We start from the raw sequence: 21693 nt of genomic DNA on the forward strand, positions 1-21693 counted from the left end.
GCCGGACAGCGACACACGGAAAACGAGTTGATGCCGGATGATTTGAAGTGTTGTTTGGCGTCGATTTCGGCGAGTGCTTTTTTGCGTGCCGCGATTGAACGGGCATGCATGCCGTGTGCGACGCCTTAGGCCGTTCGGCCGATGCTCGTCGACGGCCGCCATGCGCTATGCTGGGGAACCGCCTCTCTTCGAATGGAGCCTGTCATGACCAGCAAGAAGCACCCCGCGGCTCATCCCGCGCAAGCAGAACCGCCCGTGGAGTCCGACGACAGCCGCCTCGACGAGGCGCTCGACGAAAGCTTTCCCGCCAGCGACCCGATCGCCGTCGACACGACCGATCCGCATCGCTCGTCGGAAAAAGAAACGTCTTCGCAGGGAAAGAAGCGGCATTAGCGATACGCCGCCGCAGCGCGCGGCTGCCGAGGGCGATGCCGATGCCGAAGGCGACCCACAATGAATCAGGCGGCCCGCAAGCCGCCTGATTATGTCTGTATGGATAACGGCTCGAAGACAACGATAAGGCGGTCAACCCGCCCCATCCTCAAGCAAACCACGCAGCGCCATTCACACTGCATTACCGGTCCGCGAGGCCTTCAAACCATCGCACTCAGTGCGACGGCAAGCCGCTTTCCAGTTGACGCTGCAGATCGCGCACCTGGCGTTGCGCGGCGCGCAACTGGTCTTGCGCGGCAGCCTTCTGCTGTGCCAGCGCCGATGCTTCGGCACGGCTCTGTTGCTGCTGGCTCGCCACGATGCTCTGCTGCTGACGCGCGACGTCGAGATCGGCCTGCAGACGATTCGCGCGATCTTGCGACAGCGCGATCATGCGCTCCGTGAAGGCTTTCTGCGCTTCGAGCTGCGTGCGGCGAATTTCGACGTCGGACAGTTGCATCGTCTGGCGCACGAAATCCTTATAGATCATGTCGGCCCGCGTGGCGTCCTGCGTCTTGATGACGCGCCAGAAATTCTTCTGTTGGAACAACGCCACGTAGTACGTCATCTCCTTGCCATAAAACAGCAGGCTCGCCCCGTAGCTGCCGTTGTACGTGGTGCGCAATTCCGCCAGATCCGCACCGTGGATCATCTGCTGCAATTCCGCGACATTCCCCGCGGCGGATTGCTTCGCCTCGTCCGGCGTCAAAGCGGTGGTCTGGGCCGCTCCGGCTTGCGTAGTGGCCGGCAACGCGGTCGTCGTGGCCGGCTGGGAAACGACGCCAGCACCGCCGCCAGCGCTTGCGCTGCTGTCCGGCAAAGCCTGCGCATAGACGCCTTGCACGGCCCCCAACGCGATGAAAGCGGCCAGGGTGATCTGTCGTAGTTTCGACTTGTGGTCCATGTAATTCCTGCTTAAACAGTTTTTGTTTTAGTACAACCGTCTCATTATTACTCACTTTCGCGGGTTTCGGGCTCTTCGTCGAAAATTTGGTACTTGCGCATCTTCTCCCACAAAACCTTACGACTGATGCCCAGATAGAGCGCCGTATCCTGGCGACGCCAACCGTTTGCGTCGAGCGCGGCGAGCACGCGGTTGCGCTCCGCCATGTCCCATTTGCTGCGGTCCACCAGCACCTCGGCCGCGCTCTCGGCGGGCACCGGCTGCGTGCTGCGCGCCAGCGCCAGTAGCCGCTGCAGACGGGCCGCGTCCCACGCGCCAATCTGGCGCACCGTCACGCCGATCCGCTCGGCGAGATTGCGCAGCTCGCGCACGTTGCCGGGGAAGTAGGTGTCGGCAACGGCGTCGGCGAGCCAGTAAGGCAGATCGGGTAACGCCGACAGACGCTCGTTGCCGACCACCTGCGAAATGAACGCCTTGAAGATCGCGATCTTGTCGACCGCGCCGCGCTCTTCGAGCGACGGAATCTTCAACTCGATCACCGCCAGCCGGTAGTAGAGATCCGCGCGGAACGTGCCGTCCTTCACCAGTTGCGGCAGCACCTTGTTGCTGGCCGCCACCAGCCGGAAATCGAGCTTGACCGGCGTGGCCGAGCCGATCCGCGTGACCGCGCTGTCTTCGAGCACGCGCAGCAGCTTGACCTGCTGGTAGAGCGGCAAGTCGCCGATTTCGTCGAGGAACAGCGTGCCGCCGTCGGCCTGCTCGAAGTAGCCTTTATGCGCGACGACCGCCCCGGTGAACGAGCCTTTCGAGTGGCCGAAGAACAGCGATTCGAACAGGCCGTCCGGAATCGCGCCGCAATTCACCGCGACGAACGGGCCCTGCCCGTAGCGGGTATGTTTTTCGTGCAGCAGTTGCGCAATGCGCTCCTTGCCGACGCCGGTCTCGCCATGCACCAGCACGCTCGTGTCGCAGTCGGCGAAGGTGTCGACCTCGTGCAGCAGCGCCTGCATGCACTCCGAGTTGGCGATCATCGCGTCGGATTCGTGCGTCTTGGCGCTGTGCGCGCGAATTTGCGCGACCAGCTTCATGACCATGCCGCGCAGTTCGGCGCAGGTGAAGTCGAGCGGCAGAATGTGCGAATACTCGGACGGGTAGCTGGACGGATCGTGGTCGCGCGGCGCGGCGCCGACCCACACGACCGGGATGCCGTGCGCGGCCTGCCAGTCGCGCAGGACCAGCGCGCCGCTGTCGATCACCGAGACACTGATGATTGCGAGCGATGGCCGCGACGCGGTCCGTTCAGGCGAAATCGCGACATCGTCCGCGCGGATCACTTCGACGTCGAAGCTCGCCATGCAGCGTGCGACCCGGTCGACGATATCGGCCTTGCCCTCCCAGACGTAGATATCGAGTTCCTCGATTTTGGCGGTGGTTCTCATCGTGAATAGGCTAGTTGACCAGTTGCGGGACGCCGCATGTCAGCGACATGTTGTGGACGGTGGCCGTGCCGATTTGCACGCCGAGCAGCGAGAGCGTCGGAATGAGCACAGTGTCGAGCAGGTTGAAGACAGGTTGCAGCACCGGTGTCAAGGAACTCGCCAAGTTGCCGACAATCGGGAGCGACGAGATATCGATCAGATTGTTTAAAAGCGACACCTTCAGCAGGGTGCCCAGACTGCCGAGCAATTGCGTGGTCAATACCGAACCATCGCTGCCGAGCGCGTTGGAGTTCGCACTCTGGCTGTAGTCGAAGCTACCCGACGAGCCATTGAAGACCAGCGGCGTCGTCGTACCGGGATTAACCGGCAAGCGCACGTTGTTCAGGACGACATTGGCGACCTGCGCGGTGAGACCGAGGAACGTCGCCGTGACCGTCGCCACGTTGACCGGTTTACTACACGACGCATCGCCGGCAATACAGGCGTTCAGAATGCCCGGCGCCACCTGAATCGTCGCGGTGGTGGCCGCCTTGGTGCTTTCACAGTCGACCGGGTTCAACGTCGCCGTACCGGAGGCCACGCCCAACGTCACCACGAGCGGCGTATTCAGCGTGGCGATCGACGCCGATACCAGCGGCGGAAGACCCACCGTGAACGGCGGCAACAGCGCCGGTAGCAGATTGATGGTCACGTTCGCCACCGCCGTGCGCGCCATCGTGCGGCCCGTGGTCACACCATTGACGGTCGTCGTCCCGCCCTCGCCGACCGCCAGCACCGGCGGATTGATGATCTGCAACGAAATCCCCGCCACCCCGAGCAGCCCGGTCGTCACGTTGATCACCGGCCCCGTGCCGTTCGGATTGCTCTGCGCGATCTGCGCGGCGACCATCACCGCGTCGAGCGCGTCGATCGTCGCGGTTGCCGCGGCGTTCGGATTGGACAGACCCAGCGCAAGCAGTCCCGGCGCGCTCTGCCCGTTGTCCCCGATGGTGATGTTCTGTCCGCCCGGCACCGTGACGGCCAGCGTCTGTAGGATCGCGGCATTGACGGTATCGCCGCCCGCCTGCAACGCCTGGACCATCGCCAGCATCAACTGCTGATAAGTCACGGTGGTCGAGAGCAGGCCCTGCATCGACGAAGCACCCAGCGCCACCATCAGATCCGACAGCTTGATGGTCGCCCCCGCGAGACTCTGGAAATTACCCACGGTCAACGCCACACTGGTATTCAGCAAACCACCGAGAATCGCGTTGAGCAACGCCGACTGTTGCGTATTGATCGTGGCGATGCCGGTGCTGAGCGAGAACGCGTCGATGTTGGATGCCAGCGCGGTCGCCGTGGCCGCGACGGTGCGGTTCGGTCCGAGGAAAAAATACGGTATCACCTGGCTGGTCTGCACCTGAACCGCGTTCAACGGATTGCCGGTCGTGCCGAAGTAGGTACTGGTGCTGGTGTCCCAGCGTCCGCAGGTGGTGGCGATCGTCGTCGTGCCGCCGACGCTGAAGCCGTTGGCCGCCGCGTTCTGTTGCGCGGCGGTGGTGGCGGCCGTGCAGCCGCCTGACGAGCTGATCATCTGCACCGCCGCCAGCGCCGCCAGATCGGCCGTGCGCTGCAAGGACCGGCGCGCGAAATACACGTTGCCGACGTCCAGCACGCCGAGCGCCGCAATCGCCACGCTCAGCCAGATCACCGCGAGTACGGCGATCGAGCCACGTTGACCGTGCATGCGCGTGCCGGCGCGGCGCTGCGCACGCGGGCGCGCGCAGCGGTCGGGACGCGTCACGGACGACGGGCGGCCGCGCATGTCAGTTAGCGCCACCGCCGGTCACGCCGCCCGACCCGCTGCCGCCGCCACTGCCACCGCCGCCGCCGGTCGTGTTGAGCATCGAGCCGTAGAGATCGGGAATCTTGCTCTTGAACGATTCCATGTACCGCCGATAGGCGAGGCCGGCTTCCGCGCCGAGCATCGGCAGCGCCGGCGCCGCTTGCGCGTTGCTGCTCTGCAGGTCGAGCCACGTGCGCGTGCTATGCCCCACTTCGCTGGCGCGCACCGGTGGTTGCATCGTCTGAGAGGGCTGAACGGCCTGCGCTGCGTCGTCCGTCTGCGCAAGCGCACCGACCGAACCGCCGATCGACGCCGCCAGCGCGGCGCCCATGCCCAGCCGCCGCGCCACCCCACCCCATGTTCCTGTTTTGTTGTCTGTCATGTCCGCCCCCTGATTACCCAACCGGCATTCGTGCGACGCTCGCGTCGCCTTCGCCCGGTCACTGCGCGAACCGCTGCAGCAAACGCGGCGCCGGTTCGATACCCTGCACGCTCGCGACGGTCCCCATCTGTCCGGCTTGTGGCTGCGCCGGCGCCGGCGCGCCGCGCGTCTGAGCCCGCCCGGCCGCCGCCACCTTCGCCGCGTCGCTGCGAATCGCAGCGCGCACGTCCGGCGTCAGTTTCTGCTGATTCATCACCGCCAGCGCCTGCGCCTGCTCGCCATTGGCGAGCAGATAGAGCACCACATTGCTGACGATCTTCGGATTGTTCTGATCGAGTTCTCCCGCCTTCATCAGCGGCACGCGCGCGCCATCCACATCGCCGTTACGCAGTCGCGCATAACCGAGATCGGACAACGTCACCGCGTCGGTCGGCTCCAGTTGCGACGCCTGCTCCAGCGCTTGCGCGGCGCGCGCGAAATCGCCGGCAGCACCGGCGATCAACCCCAGCCCCCGGTAGCCGCGCGCGGCCAACGGCGTCTTCAGCAAAAGACCGTATGCCTGCGCCGCCGCGTCCGGCTGATCGGTCATGCGTAACGCGTCGGCACGCAGCAGATGGCTGTCCGGACTCGCGCCGTACTGCTTTTCGTACGCGTCGATATGCGCGAGCGACGCGAAGTAGAGCCCTTGCGCCTGCATCTTGTCGATCAGGCCGAGATACACGCCGGGCGTGTCCGGCGCGGGATCGCGATTAGCTTGCTGCTGGGCCATCGCCGCGCGCTCGGCCTGCGGCCCGACGCCGTAACCCGTCAGCACTTGCGACGTGCAAGCGCCAAGCAGCATGCAAGCGGCGACAGCCGGCGCGTAACGCGACACACGCCGGGTGAAATCGAAAGGCAGACACTGAACCATGGAGCAATCCTTACTGATGCACCGAATGAAACGAACGCGTGACGGCCAGCACGCCAGGACCCGCGGTGACGATCATCAGCGCGGGCAACAGCGTCACGATCATCACGCCCGTCATCTTCACCGCGAGCCGGCCGATGCGTTCGCGCAGCATCGCGCGACGCGTTTCGCGCAGACGGTCGCCGAACTGCTTGAGCGGCTCCTGCACCGCACCGCCGTGCCGGTCGACCTGCACCAGCAGACGGATGACCGCGCGCAGATCTTCGTTGTCGTAGCTGCTGGCCAGCCGGTTGAGCGACTGCTCGCGCGTGCGGCCCGTGGCGAATTGGCGCTGGGCGATTTCGAGCTCGTTCGAGAGCACCGGCAACACGCTGCGAAAATCGTTGACCATCACCTGCAAACTTTGATCGAGCGACAGACCCACGCCTTGCAGCAGCCGCAGCAAATCGACCAGCAGCGGCAACTCGTCGACCACGCGACGGCGGCGCTTGCCGGCGCGGCGCTTCAGCAGAATCTTCGGCAGCATGAAGCCCGCCATCATCGCGATGACCACCAGCACCACGTAGCGCGTGCCGTCCACCTGTCCGCGCGCCAGCGTACCGGCCACCACGGGCAACACCAGCGCGCCCAGCAAGCGCGACACCAGGAACAGGCCGCGCGTGCGCGTATCGACGAAACCGCACTGTTCGAGCAGGCGGCGATCTTCTTCAGCCACCACCTGGCGTCCGAACGGCGTATCGAGCCAGCGGATCCCCACATGCACGAGATGTTCGAACACGCCTTTGAAACCCGTCGGCCGCGCGGCGCGCACCGCCGTCTTCGACGCGGCGGGCGCGCCGTCCGTGGCGCGAGCCGCCGCGGCGGTCAGCGCCGCCGCCTGCAATGCGCGTTCGTCGAGCGCATGACCCAGGGTGCGTTCGGTGCGCCGCTGCGCGGCCACCCGCGCGAGCACCAGGCCGGCAACCAGCAGCAAGGCGAGCGCCGCGAGCGCCAGCGCGAGTGCGAACAGTTGATGGGCTTGCATCGTCAATCCCTCAGGCTCGCCATGCGGTACAGCAGCCAGGCGCCGACCACCTGCAACGCGAACGCCAGATAAACCAGTTGCCGCCCGCTCGGATCGAACCACATCGAAGCGAAATACGAGGGGTTGGAGACGATCAGAAAACCGCCGATGCCCACCGGCAACGCCCCCAGCACCCAGGACGACATCCGCGTTTCCGACGACATCGCCACGAGTTCCCGCTCGGCCTGTTCGAGATCGCGCATGAACGACGCCATCCGGTCGAGCATCACGTCGGCACGGCCGCCGTACTTCACGGACAGACGCAGCACGGAGCCCACCAGTTCGAGTTCGCGCACGCCGTAGATCAACGAAACCTGATACAGCGCGCGATCGATTTCGACGCCCGTGCGCAGCATCCGCGAGACGTTGTCGAGACATTCGCGCAACGGCGTTTCGGTGGTTTGCAGCGCGGCCTGGAACGCGGCCGGCACGCTATTGCCGAGCGTGATCAGACGCACGATGCCGTCGAGAAACAGCGGCAATTGCCGCACGATCAACTGGCGACGCTTGTTCACGCGCATCGTCAGGAAAAAATACATCAACAGGCAGCACATCGCGAAAACCACGAGCGCGGCGAGCACGCCACGGGCGAGTCCCGCCCAGCCGCACAACAGCAGCACGATCGCCCCGCTGGTGGCGAACGGCCGTTTGGCGTCGACGATACCCGCACGCTCCAGCATGTGGCGCAGCATGAAGCGCGCGCGCGCCAGCAGGTAGCGGCAGGAAGCCAGCCAGCCCGCGTCGGCGGGCGGCGCTTGTGGCGCGATCGCGACCTGCGCCGCGACACGGGCGGGTGCGACACGCGGGCCGCCGGCGAGGCCGGCCGGTCCCGTGGCGCCCGGCATGGCCGCCGCCATCCGGCTATCGATAAAACGTTCGGTGCTCACCTGGCCTTTGCGTTGCGCGCTGCGTTGCCACAGCAGCAACGCGAGCGCCGCGCACAGGAGCGCGAGCGCCGCAACGACCAGCACCGCGCTAGACATTGAAGCCTCCGCTACCGCCGCCAAAACCACCGCCGCCAAAGCCCGCATTGCCGAACGCATTACCGCGCGGCTCACCGCCACTCAACGCCTGACGGAACCGCACCAGCTTCGGCGAATGCGGATGAATGCCGAGCGATACCCAGTTGTCCAGCTCGTCGCCCTCGGCGGTCATGACCGGCTCGTAGCGATACAACTCCTGGGTTGCGATGATGTTGTCCGACAGCCCGGTGACTTCGGTGATCGACAGAATCCGCCGCCGGCCATTCGAGAGCCGGCCGATCTGCACGATGAAGTCGACCGCGTTGGCGATCTGTCGGCGCAAGCTCGACTCGGTGCCCTGGAAGCCCGCGAAGCCGGCCAGCATTTCGAGCCGGTACAGACATTCGCGCGGCGAGCTGGCGTGCACGGTGCCCATCGAACCGTCATGGCCGGTGTTCATTGCCTGCAGCATTTCGAGCACCTCGCCGCCGCGCACTTCGCCGACGATGATGCGGTCCGGCCGCATCCGCAGCGTATTGCGCAGCAGGTCGCGAATCGTCACCACGCCCGCGCCGTCGAAACCGCCCGGCCGGCTTTCGAGCCGCACCACATGCGGATGGTTCAGCGACAGTTCCGCCGTGTCCTCGATCGTCACGACCCGCTCCGGCTCGGGAATATGAAACGCCAGCGCGTTCAGCAGCGAGGTCTTGCCCGAACTGGTGCCGCCCGACACCAGCACGTTGCAGCGCGCCGCCACCGCCGCTTCGAGCAGCGCGCCGATTTCGTCGTTGTAGGTGCCGTTGGCGAGCAGGTCGTCCGGCCGCATCGGATCTTTACGGAATTTCCGGATCGACACGATCGGGCCGTCGATCGACAGCGGCTCGATCACCACGTTCACCCGGCCGCCGTTCGGCAGACGCGCGTCGACCATCGGGTTCGACTCGTCCAGCCGCCGCCCGATCGGCGCGAGAATGCGGCGGATGATCCGCAGCAGATGCGCGTTGTCGGCAAAGCGCACCTGGATGCGCGTGAGAATGCCGTGCCGCGATACGTACACGTCGTTGTAGCCGTTGATCAGAATATCTTCGACGGCCGGATCGGCGAGCAGATCCTCGATCGGCCCGAAGCCCGCCAACTCTTTCGTCAGCGCCTCGGCGATCAGGCGCACTTCGCTCTCGTTGATCGGAATCCGGCGCAGCCTGACGAAGCTGTCCATTTCCAGATCGACGAACTGGTTGATCGCGTTACGCGACCAGCGGCCGAACTCCGAGCCGAGTTCCTCGATACGCGTCAACAGATGTTCGTGCGCAGCGTTCTTGATGTCCTGGAACTGCTGGCTGTGCGCGAACGAAGGCGCGTCGTCGGCAAATTCGATCTCTTTTGCCATCGTCTATGACCGCTTGTGAGTGGTTGGGATGAAACGCTTGAGCGCGCCAAGCGCCGATTTACCGTGCGCCTGCGCGGCCGCGCGCTGCGCGCCGCCAAGACGCTCGATCAACGGTTCGAGCGCGCGCGCATACGGATCGCGCGCGGCGGCGTCGACCAGCAGATGCCCCTGGTTGACCGCCTGACCGAGCGCGACGCGCCGCTCCGGCAAGGTGGCGAGCAACGGAATATCCAGACGCTGCGCGATCTGCGCGGCGGCCAGGCCGAGATCGGCGTCGAACTTGTTGACGATCAGGCGCACGTTCGCGGTATCCACGCCCTCCTCGCGCAGCGCGTCGAGCACGCCGACGGCCGACACGATCGACGCGACGCCCTGGTCGCACAGCAGCCAGGTTTCATCCACGGCCTGCACCACGTGCGCGATGAATTCGCTATTGGCAAAACCGCCGAGGTCGATGATCTGCTGGTCGAAGAACGCCCGCAGCCGGTTCAGCAAACCGATCGACGACGAGTACGACACCTCGCGCATGTCGGCCAGATTCGGCGGCAACGTGGTCAGCGCGAGGCCGCTCGCGTGATGCGACAGCGCGGTCGACACGAAGGTCTGATCGAAGCGGCGCAGATTGCGCACGGCTTCGACGAAATTGAATTCGCTGCGCGTGTTCAGCAGCAGCGAGCCGTCGCCGGCCGGCAGGCCGAGATCCAGCAACGCCGCCTGACGTCCCTGCGCGACGTCGCGCCGTTGCAGCATCACGGCGAGATTCGCGGCCAGCGTGCTGACGCCCATGCCGATGCGCGCGCCGAGCAGCGCGGTCACATGACCATGGCGGCTGACCGGCTCGACCTGGTTGTCGAGCACCTGGCGCGTGATGCGCAGCGCGTCTTCGGCCGGCGCGGACATATCGATGAAATCGCGTACGCCGGCGCGCAGCGCGGCCAGCGCGCTTTCGGGTTCGGCCAGCGTGCCGAGCGCGACGATCTGCATGCCCGGATAGGCGCTGCGCACCGCGCTCGCCGCCGCACTCGCCGCGGCCGCGCGGCCGCCTGAAAAGTCGACGAACACCAGCGACGCATTGAGCGTCGCGATGCGCTGCATCAGCATGGTCGGATCGAGCGTGGCGGACTCGACCACGCCGGCGCCTACCAGCGTATCGGTAAGCCAGTGCACGTGTCCGTCCGTAAGCGACGCGAACACGAAATAGTCGGTGACCGCCCGTTCAGTCAATGAATGCGTTCTCGCGTTCATGGGGAACATCCTCATGCGGCATGGGCTGCAAGGCCGCCGCTTCGTCCTGCCCGCCGGCGGACGTGCGCTGATCGCACGTCCTGCGGCTTGCTGCTTCAATCCACCGGCGCGGCGCCCGCGCGAGCGCCGCGTTCATTTCGAAAAGCCGGGCGCGGCGTCGCGTGCCGCCACGCCGCCGATCAACGAACGCCACACCGGCGCGTCGCGCTGTTCGGACTGCTCGCCCGGCGTCGACGGCAAGGTTGCGCCCTTGGCCAGCGGCGACACCAGATGCGGCGTCACGATGATCACCAGCTCCTTCTCGTTCTGCTGGTAGTTCAACTGCTTGAAGAACGTGCCGATCACCGGCAGATCGCCGAGCAAAGGCACCTTCGACACGTTCGACGCCGTCTCGCGATCGATCAGCCCGCCGATCACGAAGCTCTCGCCGTCGCCGAGTTCGACGGTGGTGTCCGCGCGCCGCGTCGTGAACGCGGGCACCGACACGCCGCTGATCGTCACCGCGTTCGTGAAGTCGAGCTGGCTCGCTTCCGGCGCGACCTTCAGCGCGATGCGCTGCGGACTCAGCACCGTCGGAGTCAACGTCAGCCCGACGCCGTAGGGCTTATAGACAATCGAGGTCGAACCCAGCGCCTGCGGCACCGGCACTGGGATCTCACCGCCGGCGAGAAAGCTCGCACTCTGGCCGGACAGCGCCACCAGCGTCGGCTCGGCCAGAATGCGCGCGAGGTTGTTGTTTTCCAGCAAGCTCAGATTCGCGAACAGCCCATGCGTGGCGGAGTTGAACAGCAGGTTGAACGCCGACGTGATGGGCGTCGTACTCGTCACCTGCGGTTGCTGCCCCGCCGTGGCCGACACCGAGGTCAGCGCCGACGGCGCGAACGAACCGAACGAAAAACCGTTGTTCTGCTTGAAGAAGTTGAAGCCCATTTCCTTGAGCACGGTGCGGCTGAACTCGACCACCCGGACATCGACCTGGACCACCGCGCGGCTCGCCACCATCGACGTATCGAACACCGAGCCGTCCTTGCCGAGCGAGCCCTCCGCCGCGACCACGGCGCGCTGATGCGCTTCCATCGTCGCCGCCGAACCGGCCACCACCGCGGTGCCGCCGAGCACCTTCAGGCTCGGCGTGTCAGGGCCGAGCAGCGATGCGGCCGCCGGGGTGATCACGTTGACCGTATAGGTCTGCGGCGCATCGCGATCGCGCTCCCACACCATCAGACTGGTGGTGCCCGCCGCCTTACCGACCAGCAGCACGCCGCCGCGTTTCTCGCCCTTGATAATCAGCACGTCGGCCACCGCCGGATCGCCGATCGCCACCCGCTGCAACGCATGGCCGCCCGCGACCGAGCGCTGCGCGCCAACCGTCAGTTCGATGGTCGGCGCGGCCGCGCCCGGCGGCGGCGTCGCTGCCTGCATGGCCTGGCCCCGCTGTACCACCACCGGTCCGGCCGCGTCGGTCGCCACCGATACCGCCAGCAGCGTCAGCCCAAGGCAGGCGGTCATGCCAGATACAACAATCCGTTTTGTCATGTAGTCATGGACGAGTCAGGCCGCCCGCTCCCTAAACCGCTTACCAGGCGACCGTTTCGGCGCGCCCACCCCGTATCACTTCGATACCGCTCTTTGTAGTGTTCGTACTGGCCGTGACGCGTGTCGCCGGCAACGGCATATGCGACGGCAATGGCGGCAGCCGCGCGCCCGCCCCCGCCGGGCCGCTGCTGCCGGACAACGTATCGAGCGCCACGCCGGCCGCGGCGCGGGTCGAATCCTGCAACGGCTCCGCGCCCGCGCGCAGCGCGGTCTTCAGCACGCCTGGATAAGCCGGCAACGCGCTCTGATCGGCGACTTCGGGATCCTTGGGATTGCGCAACGCGAAGATCAGACGGCCGGCGCTTTCGGCGAGCATCAGACGATCGACGTCGGCCACCGGCACCGCCAGCACCGCGGTGCGCACCATGCCGTTGGGATCGCCCGCGCTGTCGCCGCTCGCGGTTGCGTTGCCGAACGTCAGCACGCGCACTTTCGACATCAACAGACGCGCCTGGGTACGGTCGATTTCGCCGTTGCCTCCCATCGAGCCGTCACGCTTGAGCGTAAAGAACACGTCGACGAAATTACCCGGCCGCAGCCGGTTGCCGACCGCATTGCTTTCGTCGACCCGCACGGCGAGAGCCCGTTCGCCCGGTTCGACGCGCTCGGCCAGCCCCGACGCCAACTGCGTGTCCAGAATCGGCGAGTCCAGGCCGATGTCCGCGTTCGGTACGCGGCCGGTCAGTTGAGTGGGATCGCTGAAGGTGCCGTTCGGATTGATCGGCAGCGACTGCACGCGCAGTTCGTCGGCCGTGATCGGCTTGCCGGCCGGCAGCACGCGGGTCGCCACGACCACCGCGAAGCTCGCTTGCGGCGCGGCCGTGACCGTGGTCGGCGGCGGCCGGCGCGACAACGTCCACGCGAGGATCCCCAGCAGCAGCGCGAGCACGATCAGCACACCCGCGAGAATTTTGGTCAGATTCGGCATGAGAACTCGCTGCGTCGGTTGAACGATGCCTTGCCGTGCGAATAACCACGCGCGCGCTCGAACTCAGGCGCCTGCGCATGGGCAGCGACGGAAAGGCGTGGAGCCGGCGCGTGCGTCACTGGATATTCTCCGGGTTGAGTTGAACGGTGGCGAGGCTGCTCAGCGTGCTGGGTAGCAGGTTCTGCATGATCGGCAAGGCCGGCACGAGCGGCATGCTCGCGTAGTTGTAGGTCAGCGCGACATTGATGCATTGCATCGCGTTGCCGGCCCCGCACGGCGCGGAGGTCGGCGTGCAGGTGATCGCGGTTCCCGCCAGCTTGGCGAGCGCGGCAGTCAACTGATTCGCCGTGGTACACGCGTTATTGCCGCGATTGGTCAGCGCGCTTTGCAGCGACGTGTTGCTGGTCCAGTTCAAGGCGGCACGCGCCCCTTCTTCGGCGGCCAGCGTCATGATTTGCTGGGCCATCATGATCAGACTGAAGCTGACGATGGCATACAGCACCGTGAAGAACACCGGGAATATCAGCGCGAATTCGACGGTCATCGAGCCGCGCTGCGCCTGGCGCCGAGGCCGGGACAGACGAAGGCGTCGGGCCGCCGCTAACGGAGCGCGAGCGTGAAGGCGCCGCGGGTTCATCGCAGGCCTCCGCTCAGCACCTGCAGCCCGAGCCAGCCACTTGCGGCGACAGTCAGATACGCCGCAAAAGGCGTGGACGCTTTGCCGGCCAACTCAAACGTGGGTCCGCCGTGGCGGCCGAGGCCGGCCAGGCGAGTGCGTGTCACCGCCAATAACCACAGTGCATGAATTCCTGCGGCGAGACTCGCCGCCATCCACAAGCCGAGCAGCGCATGCATACCGCACCACGCGCCCAGCACCGCGAACACTTTGACGTCGGCCGCACCCATTACGCCGAGTGCGAAAAACGGCAATAGCGCGACCAGCCCAATCGACGCGCCCATTAATGTTTGTGTAAGGGAAACACCGAATGGGCCGAATTGCCCGAGCGCGCAACCGAATGCCGCGACGAATCCGACCACGACAACGGAATTGGGAATACGTCGGCGGCGATAGTCGCAAACTGCGACCACCACGGCCCACGCCACAAATATCACGATCCCGAGAAAAGCTTTCATTTCGCACTCGACAGGCAAAGCAATGCCATGCGGATTGCCAGGCAATCCGCATTAACCATAATGGCTATGGCAAAAAAAGGCCGCGAAACGAACGGACGCCGAATTGCCGACTGTTCCGCGGGACTTTCAGCGTTGCTTTTACGCCGCCGGCGCAGTTATTTTCGCGGCAATATCACCCAGCACGGTTTGGAGATTGGTACCGATGGTCGTGACGCTGGCCGCGATGACCAGCACGATCAACCCCGCGATCAGCCCATATTCGATGGCCGTCACGCCCTTGTTATCTCTCAGGAAGCGTTGTGTGAACTTTTTCATTGTTACCCTCGGACTTCGTTTATTTCGTTTGTTTACCAGCTGCCTCGAACCGCGAATTCTTTAGCGCTACGGACCATTGAGCTCTCATTCATGGTCCGGTTTGTTGCGCCGCGGTAACACTCGCCTTGCAGCCTGCTTCAATAAAACGCGTCAGTGTCAGCTGTCTGTTCGATAACGCACCTCCGTCGCCAATCTCTACTGCTTTCGGGTTTTATAGCCGAACAATCTTATTTAAGCAATTGTCCGCTTCCCTGATCCCTATAGCCTATGCGTTTTAACGCTTCACACAGGTTAACGGCAGTTCGTGCGTTGCAGCACATAGTACTAACCATAAGTTAGATTCGCTGCACTAATTATTTGTTTGAACAGAACGTTTCAAGCGCGCCAGTCCCCGCTTTGCGCGTGCGTTACGCCGTACACCGTAACGGCGCGCGTGGCTCGTTACGTTACGCAACGTCGATTAATGCGTAATGCATCGCTTCAAATACCGTCTTTCTGATTTAGCGCCCACTCCATCAAAACATCGCAGAGCCGTATTGCGTATGGCTCGGCGGCATGTGCTGAAAAAAACCTGCGAATTGCTCAGGCGAAATGGCACGGCTCGTGCAGAGATAGGTACGCAGCAGCACCCAACAACCACATGCGATGCGAGGGCGACATGAACATTCAAACGACCAACACGACGGTACGGACCACCCTGATGGCGGCAAGCATTGCCGCGATGCTGACGCTGGCCGCCTGCGGCGGTTCCGGCAGCCTCAGTTCCGGCACCGGCAGCAACGGCAGCGGCTCCGCCGGCGGCACACTGTCCACCAGCGGCAGCGGCTCGATGGGCTCGGGCGGCTCCGGCACCAGCGGCACCTCGGGCACCACCGTCGGTTCGTCCGGCACGAGCGGCACGTCGGGCACCTCGGGCACCAGCGGCACGACGCCGGTTGCGAACGCGCTCGGCACGGTAGTGGACAACGGCGGCGGAATCATCGGCGATGCTGGTCAGACCGTGTCGAGCATCGGCAGCGTGATCGGCTCGCAAAACCTGCCGGGCGTCAGCTCGCAAACCACGCAAGCCGCCGGCGGCATCGTGCAGCAAGTCGGCGCCGCGGTGTCGACGCTCGGCGGCGGCGTCTCGCAAGGCCTCGGTCAACTCGGCACCGGCAGCAACGCGGTCGGCACGACGGTGTCGAGCCTGGGCGGCGTCGTGGGTCATGTCGGCGGCGCGGTGACGGACGCCGGCAGCCTCGTGACGAGCCTCGGCAGCGGCCCGCTCGCGCCGTTGTCCGCGCTCACCTCGCCGCTCGGCGGCGTCGTCACGACGCTCGGCGGCGCGGTCACGAATGGCGGCAGCACGCTCACCAACGCACTCTCGACCGGCCCGGTCCAGCAAGTCACGCAGACCCTCAGCACCGCGATCACGCCGATCACGACGATGGTGGCGTCAACCACGCAAACGGTCGGCAACACCACCGGACTCGGCGCACCGCTGAACTCGCTGCTGTCGAAAGTGGGCGGCGGGCTCGGCACGGCCGGCGCGCTGTTGACCGCAACCGGCGGCAACCCGATCACGGCCGCGCTCGGCCATACGGTGACCGATACCGGCACCACGGTCGCATCGGTAGGCGGCCTGCTCACCGGCGGCAGCGGCGGCAACCCGCTCGCTCCGCTTACCAGCGTACTCGGTGGTTTGGGCGGCGGCACGGGCAGCGGCCCGCTCGCACCGCTTACCAGCGTACTCGGCGGTTTGAGCGGCGGCGCCGGCAGCGGCCCGCTCGCCCCGATCACCAGCGCCCTCGGCGGTTTGACCGGCGGCGCCGGTGGCAGCCCGCTCAGCGGCTTGACCGGCGCGCTCGGCGGCGCAAGCGGCGGCAGCAGCCCGCTCGCCCCCGTTACCGGCTTGCTGTCGAGCGTGACGAGCGGCCTGTCCGGCGCAGCCGGCGGCAGCAGCGGCCCGCTCGCTCCGGTCACCGGCCTGTTGTCGGGCGTCACCAACGCGCTCGGCGGCGTCGCCACCACGGCCGCCGCCACGCCGACCTCGACGACCAACTCCGCCACGACCAACTCCGGCGCCGGCCTGTCGCTGTCGAGCACCTCCGGCAAAGGATCGGGCAGCAACCCGCTGGCGCCGGTGACCTCGCTCGTCGGCGGACTGCTCGGCGGACTGGGTAAGAAGTAAGCCGCTGCCGCGCGATTCGCAGGCAGTCACACCGTACCGACAACACAAGCACTACAAGGAACGGCATACCGGAACGCGGCCCACCGGCCGCACCCGGTTGCCCGACCTCGGCTGAACTGGGCCGCGCCGCTCAGAAACCCGTTGCAACGGCGCACTTGACCAACCGCACACACGACACACCTGGAAGACACAGAGGAGCACCATGTCCACTCATCGTTTTTTTACTCTCCATGCGGCGTGCGCGACCGTGTCGTCGTTGCGCGCACCGTTGATCGCCGTCGCGGTCGCCAGCGTGCTCGCCGCGTGTGGCGGCAGCACCGTCAGCGCGCCACCGACTACCTCAGGCACCGGTAGCGGCGGCGGTTCGGGTTCGGGCGGCAGCGGTTCCGGCACCGTCGCGACCACCAGCACCAGCGGCCTCGTCACCTCCGCCGCGCAAACTACCAGCGACCTCGGCAACACGATCGCCTCGACGACCATTCCCGGCCTCAGTCCGCAAGTCACGCAAGGCCTGGGCAACGCGGTGTCGAGCACCAGCGGCACGCTCAATGCGGCCGCCAACGCGGTCAGCAACGGTCTCGGCCAGATCGGCACGAGTTCCAATCCGGTCGGCGCGACCGTGGGCGGTCTCGGCTCCGTGGTCAGTTCGACGAGCGGTGTCGTGCAAGGCCTGAGCACCGCGGTAGGCGGTCTCGGCACCGGCAATCTCGCGCCGCTGTCGCCGCTCACCACGCCGTTGGCCGGCGCGCTCGCCACCACCGCCGGTGCGCTGAACGCGGGCGGCGCGACGCTCGGCAACGTGGTCAACTCCGGGCCGGTGCAACAGATCACCCAGCCGCTCAGCACCGCGATCACGCCGATCGTCACGACCGCCGGACTCGTCACGCAGACGGTCGGCACGCAGACCGGACTCGGTGCGCCGCTGGGCGGCGTGCTCGCGCAAGTGGGCGGCACGTTGAGCTCGGCCGCCTCGCAAGTGGGCGGAGCGACCAGGAATCCGGTCGGCGCGGATCTCGGCACGCTGGTCGGCTCGCTCGGCAACACCGTGACGAACGCCGGCGGCCTCGTCAATCCGAACGGCCCGAATGGCGCGATGCCGATTCCCGGTCTGATCACGAGTCTGGTCGGCAGCACCAATGTGGGCGTGGTCAATGGCCCGCCGTCCAACAGCAGCCCGCTGGGGCCGCTGCAAAGCACGCTGGCGAGCCTCGGTCTCGGCAGCAACCCGGTCGGCTCGCTGTCGACGCTGCTCGGCGGCACGCCGCTCTCCAGTCTGACGTCGGCGCTCGGCGGCACGCCGTTGGGCGCGCTGAGTTCGGGATTGAGCGGTTCGCCGCTGAGTTCGCTGACGTCGGTGCTGGGCGGCACGCCGCTGGGCTCGTTGACGTCCGCGCTGGGCGGCGCAGGTAGCGGCGCAGGTCCGCTGTCGTCGCTGACGGGCGCGCTGTCCGGCGTCACCGGCGGCGCAAGCGGCGGCGGCCAGGCGCTCGCGCCGGTCACCGGACTGGTCGGGCAACTGACCAGCACGCTCAGTTCAGCAGCCGGTTCGACGAGCGGCTCGAGCAGCCCGACGGGCGGCCTGACGACGTTGCTCGGCGGCCTGCTGCCGGTCAGCCATAAGTAGTCCACCTAACGGCATCGCTGAATGCCGCGCGCGGGGGTTATCCGGCGAGACGCACTTCTGGGTGCGTCTCGCCGGAGCGCGGAGACCAGACACATCGGGTATCGAACGAAGCAGTTTAAGCATCACGCATAAGCAGTCCGATTGATCACGTGCTCCGCGCTTGCGCCGTCGACGCTCAAGCTCCACGGAGCGCGTGACGTAATACAAGCAAGCATGGCAGTATGCGTCGAGCCACAGATAAGCGATCGCGACCCGCCCGGCCAGGCGGCACGCCGCAGCACAAGAACGGCATACGAGGAAAATCCGATGAAACTCGGGTACGGCAGCAAATGGACCATCGTGCTCGCGGCGCTCGCGGCGAGCGCCATGCAGGTGGAGGCTCAAGCCCAGGCGCGTCCGGGCGGTGCGGTCGGCGGCAATCCGCTCGACTCGCTGCCGCAGATCAAGGCGCCCGACAAAGGACCCAACGTGACCGTGCAGGTCGCGCCGCAAGCGCCCCAACTTCAGGAACTGCTCGCCCGCCATCTGACGCCCTCGCGCGTGCAGGTCGAGGGCGTGAAGTCGATTCCGTTCGACGAAGTCGCGGCGCGCTTCACGCCGCTCGTCGGCAAGGACACCACGATCGGCGATCTGATCGAGGTCGCCAACGGCGTCACCAAGCTATATCAGGATCGCGGCTATGCGCTCTCGTTCGCGTTCATTCCGGCGCAGACCTTCGAAGGCGGCGTGGTGCGCGTGACCGTGGTGGAAGGCTACGTGTCCGCGGTCAAGGTGACGGGCAAGCCCGGCGCGGTCGAAGACAAGATCCGCGCGATCGCCGACCACATCGTCGCCGACCGGCCGTTGCGGCGCGCCACCTTCGAACGCTATATCAACGTGCTCGGCCTGCTGCCGGGCGTGAAGGTCGCGGCGAACGTACCGCCGCCGCAGAACACCGACGGCGCCACCACGCTCGAACTGAACGTGGACCGCAAGCCGTTCGACGTCAGCATGGGGATCGATTTCAATCACCCCGGCGTGCAGGGATTGCTGACCGCCACGGAAAACGGCCTGACCGCGCTCGGCGAACAGCTGAGCGTGTCGGCGCTGCTGCCGAAGGGTCGCGACAACGTCACCTATCTCGCCGCGCACGCGGCGGTGCCGATCGGCAGCAACGGGCTGATCGCGAAGATCGACGCGACCCACTATCGCGGCAATCCGGTCGACAACCCCGGCCTGCCCTCTTACATCGGGCGCACGGTGATCAACGACAAGGTGGGCGGCTCGCTCGCCTATCCGATCCTGTTGAGCAACACGCAGAGCGTGATCGGCACGGCGTCGGTGTACGCATCGCACGACGAGGATCGCTACAACAATACGCAAACCGGCGCGCAGATCGGTTTGCGTTCGCAGGTGCGCGTCATGCAATTGCAGGCCGATTACACCAACGTGCAGACCGGCCAGGTGCGTCGCGCGAGTATCAACGTGGCGAAGGCGTTCGATATTCTCGGGGCGTCGAAATCCGGCGACTCGAACGTGCCGGGTTCGCCGGTCACGAACCCGGCGTCGATCACCTTCGTACGCACCGGCGCAAGCTTTTCGCAAAGCAACGACTGGCCAATGAAGATCGGCACCGCGGTGTCGCTGACAGGTCAGTACAGCGCCGTCTCGCTGCCGACCTCGGAACAGATCTCGTTCGGTGCGCAACGATTCGCGCAGGGCTATCAACCGGGTGAAGCGTCGGGCGATTCCGGCTGGGGCGCGATGTTCGAAGTCAACCGTCCGTTCACGCCGGGCTTCACCTATCTGCGCACGCTCACGCCGTACGTGTCGTTCGACATGGCGCGCGTCTATCTGCATGCGGGCACGCCGTCGCCGTCGCGGCTTTCTTCGATCGCGTTCGGCTTCCGCATCTCCGATGCGAAGTACTACAGCCTGGATCTGTCGGTGGCCAAGGCGATCGGCGATGCGCCGGTGGAAAGCGCATCGCGCGCGCCGCGCGTCAACGCGACGTTCTCGTACCAGTTGAATTGAGGCTCGCGCGATATGCGTTTGAGCGGTGGTTGAACGATGCCTGAACGATGCCTGAGCGATGCCTGAACCGCGAAAGTGCCGCGTCCTGATTAGAGGGTCCCCTATCAAACGACGCGCACACTTTCACGTATTCTGCGCTGACGATGTGCGGCCGGCGGCGCGCAACCCGCGCGCCACCACCCAGGCGAAACAGAGAACCTGAGGGCCGGGCAAGGCATCACGGCGGCGCAAACCCGGCAAGCCGCCCGAGATGCCGATAACGCTGCGCGACCATGATCGCGCTGTCTTTAATCAAGGAGGAAGACAATGATGCAATTCACACAACGCGCGCGTGCCATCGCGCTTCGCACCGCCAAACAGGCCGCACTCGCCGGCGTATTGCTGGCCAGCGCCATGACGGCCATGGCGCAAACCAACAGCCCGATCGGCATGTGGCAAACCATCGACGATCACACCGGCCAGCCCAAGGCGCTCGTGCAGATCGCACAAGACGGCGGCGGCTCACTCACCGGCAAGGTGGTCAAGGGGCTCGGACCGAACGACCAACCGGATCGCCGCTGCACCGCCTGCACCGACGCGCGCAAGGATCAGCCGATTCTCGGCATGACGATCATCAACGACATGAAGAAGGACGGCGACGGCTGGGATCACGGGCAGATTCTCGACCCGGAAAACGGCAAGCTCTACAAGTGCAAGATGCACCTGGAAGACGGTGGCAACAAGCTGGTGGTGCGCGGCTATATCGGCATTGCGCTGCTGGGCCGCTCGCAGACATGGGTGCGTCAGCAGTAAGAAAACGCGAGGCCGCTTTAGCGCGGCCTGGAATGAAGCATAAAAAAACGGCCGACGATTGCCATCGTTCGGCCGTTTTGTTTATGTGAAGTGAGGGAGATCAGTATCGTCATGCAGCGTGCTTGAAAGGCGACCCGAAGACGAATGGCGAGACCGGTAGCGGTGTCGTGGGCGCCGGTTTGTACACGCCCGGCGTGACGATGCGGCCTGGGTCGGCGTCGACGTTCTTCTGTTCCGCGCCCAGATGCGTTCTCATGCGCGCTTCCATCAAACTGCAAAGCTCTTCGCTCGCTGCGCCGAACAGTTGCTCCGTCACGCGCTTGAGCACACCCGACGCGTACCACGCCTTGAAACGACGATGGCAGGTCTGGTAAGACGGATATTTGCGCGGCATGGCGGACCAGGTGGCGCCGCTATACATGACCCACAGCACGCCATTCAGCACCGAACGGGTATTGGCAAGAGGCCGGCCGCGCAGTTCGGCACGCGGCCTCAGTTCGGGGAGCAACGGTGCAACGCGTTGCCATTCTTCATCATTGATATCACGGTACGGATCCATGGGTTTCTCCTTCGTC

The 21693-nt window shown here is 65.7% G+C and carries 20 protein-coding genes; 5 read left to right on the forward strand and 15 right to left on the reverse strand.

From position 1 onward, the window contains the following. Positions 1-204 precede the first annotated feature (204 nt). On the forward strand, positions 205-393 hold the full coding sequence (locus FA94_RS11180) for a hypothetical protein (protein WP_035550832.1): 189 nt from the start codon (positions 205-207) through the stop codon (positions 391-393). 214 nt (positions 394-607) lie between these two features. Here the strand turns inward: FA94_RS11180 and FA94_RS11185 are convergent, their stop codons facing one another. The 14 genes from FA94_RS11185 to FA94_RS11250 form a co-directional block, all read right to left on the reverse strand. Further along, a complete protein-coding gene (locus FA94_RS11185; RefSeq protein ID WP_035550835.1) occupies positions 608-1336 on the reverse strand; it encodes a DUF2968 domain-containing protein in 729 nt (242 codons plus the stop codon). A gap of 47 nt (positions 1337-1383) precedes the next feature. Next, positions 1384-2775, reverse strand: coding sequence for a sigma 54-interacting transcriptional regulator (locus FA94_RS11190; RefSeq protein WP_035550837.1), 1392 nt, complete (start codon positions 2773-2775; stop codon positions 1384-1386). 10 nt (positions 2776-2785) lie between these two features. Next, on the reverse strand, positions 2786-4501 hold the full coding sequence (locus FA94_RS11195) for a TadG family pilus assembly protein (protein WP_231584929.1): 1716 nt from the start codon (positions 4499-4501) through the stop codon (positions 2786-2788). 79 nt (positions 4502-4580) lie between these two features. Continuing rightward, positions 4581-4982 (reverse strand): DUF3613 domain-containing protein, encoded by a 402-nt coding sequence (locus tag FA94_RS11200; protein ID WP_231584931.1) that lies wholly within the window; start codon positions 4980-4982, stop codon positions 4581-4583. A 58-nt stretch (positions 4983-5040) separates the two neighbouring features. Beyond that, entirely contained in the window at positions 5041-5892 is an 852-nt protein-coding gene (locus tag FA94_RS11205) for a tetratricopeptide repeat protein (protein WP_035550847.1), read from the reverse strand. Between the two features lie 10 nt (positions 5893-5902). Then, a complete protein-coding gene (locus FA94_RS11210; protein WP_035550850.1) occupies positions 5903-6913 on the reverse strand; it encodes a type II secretion system F family protein in 1011 nt (336 codons plus the stop codon). Between the two features lie 2 nt (positions 6914-6915). Next, positions 6916-7935 carry a type II secretion system F family protein gene (locus tag FA94_RS11215; RefSeq protein WP_035550852.1) on the reverse strand — a complete coding sequence of 340 codons (1020 nt, stop codon included), beginning with the start codon at positions 7933-7935 and terminating at the stop codon, positions 6916-6918. Then, on the reverse strand, positions 7928-9301 hold the full coding sequence (locus FA94_RS11220; RefSeq protein ID WP_035550855.1) for a TadA family conjugal transfer-associated ATPase: 1374 nt from the start codon (positions 9299-9301) through the stop codon (positions 7928-7930). Before FA94_RS11220 ends, FA94_RS11215 begins: the two co-directional genes overlap by 8 nt. A gap of 3 nt (positions 9302-9304) precedes the next feature. Then, entirely contained in the window at positions 9305-10546 is a 1242-nt protein-coding gene (locus FA94_RS11225; protein ID WP_035550858.1) for a fimbrial protein, read from the reverse strand. Between the two features lie 132 nt (positions 10547-10678). Next, complete coding sequence (locus FA94_RS11230; protein ID WP_051981208.1) at positions 10679-11968, reverse strand: type II and III secretion system protein family protein; 1290 nt, start codon at positions 11966-11968, stop codon at positions 10679-10681. A gap of 154 nt (positions 11969-12122) precedes the next feature. After that, positions 12123-13070, reverse strand: a complete 948-nt coding sequence (gene cpaB / locus FA94_RS11235; protein ID WP_035550863.1) for a Flp pilus assembly protein CpaB — start codon at positions 13068-13070, stop codon at positions 12123-12125. 115 nt (positions 13071-13185) lie between these two features. Further along, positions 13186-13614, reverse strand: a complete 429-nt coding sequence (locus FA94_RS11240; RefSeq protein ID WP_231584933.1) for a TadE/TadG family type IV pilus assembly protein — start codon at positions 13612-13614, stop codon at positions 13186-13188. 89 nt (positions 13615-13703) lie between these two features. Further along, complete coding sequence (locus tag FA94_RS11245; protein WP_035550866.1) at positions 13704-14204, reverse strand: A24 family peptidase; 501 nt, start codon at positions 14202-14204, stop codon at positions 13704-13706. A 138-nt stretch (positions 14205-14342) separates the two neighbouring features. Then, positions 14343-14519 carry a Flp family type IVb pilin gene (locus tag FA94_RS11250; protein ID WP_035550868.1) on the reverse strand — a complete coding sequence of 59 codons (177 nt, stop codon included), beginning with the start codon at positions 14517-14519 and terminating at the stop codon, positions 14343-14345. Positions 14520-15177: 658 nt separating this feature from the next. Here FA94_RS11250 and FA94_RS11255 point away from each other — a divergent pair. The 4 genes from FA94_RS11255 to FA94_RS11270 all read left to right on the forward strand — a co-directional run bounded on the left by FA94_RS11255 (position 15178) and on the right by FA94_RS11270 (position 21118). Then, the gene (locus tag FA94_RS11255; RefSeq protein ID WP_035550871.1) at positions 15178-16689 is read left to right on the forward strand and encodes a collagen-like triple helix repeat-containing protein; all 1512 of its coding nucleotides are present in this window, start codon (positions 15178-15180) and stop codon (positions 16687-16689) included. Positions 16690-16891: 202 nt separating this feature from the next. Next, entirely contained in the window at positions 16892-18313 is a 1422-nt protein-coding gene (locus tag FA94_RS11260; protein WP_035550874.1) for a collagen-like triple helix repeat-containing protein, read from the forward strand. Between the two features lie 306 nt (positions 18314-18619). Then, the gene (locus FA94_RS11265) at positions 18620-20326 is read left to right on the forward strand and encodes a ShlB/FhaC/HecB family hemolysin secretion/activation protein (RefSeq protein WP_035550877.1); all 1707 of its coding nucleotides are present in this window, start codon (positions 18620-18622) and stop codon (positions 20324-20326) included. 306 nt (positions 20327-20632) lie between these two features. Beyond that, the gene (locus FA94_RS11270) at positions 20633-21118 is read left to right on the forward strand and encodes a DUF2147 domain-containing protein (RefSeq protein WP_035550878.1); all 486 of its coding nucleotides are present in this window, start codon (positions 20633-20635) and stop codon (positions 21116-21118) included. Positions 21119-21227: 109 nt separating this feature from the next. Here FA94_RS11270 and FA94_RS11275 read toward each other — a convergent pair whose 3' ends face one another. After that, positions 21228-21677 carry a transposase gene (locus FA94_RS11275; protein ID WP_035550880.1) on the reverse strand — a complete coding sequence of 150 codons (450 nt, stop codon included), beginning with the start codon at positions 21675-21677 and terminating at the stop codon, positions 21228-21230. Positions 21678-21693 lie beyond the last annotated feature (16 nt).

It is taken from the genome of Burkholderia sp. 9120, from assembly GCF_000745015.1.
Classification (GTDB): Bacteria; Pseudomonadota; Gammaproteobacteria; order Burkholderiales; family Burkholderiaceae; genus Paraburkholderia.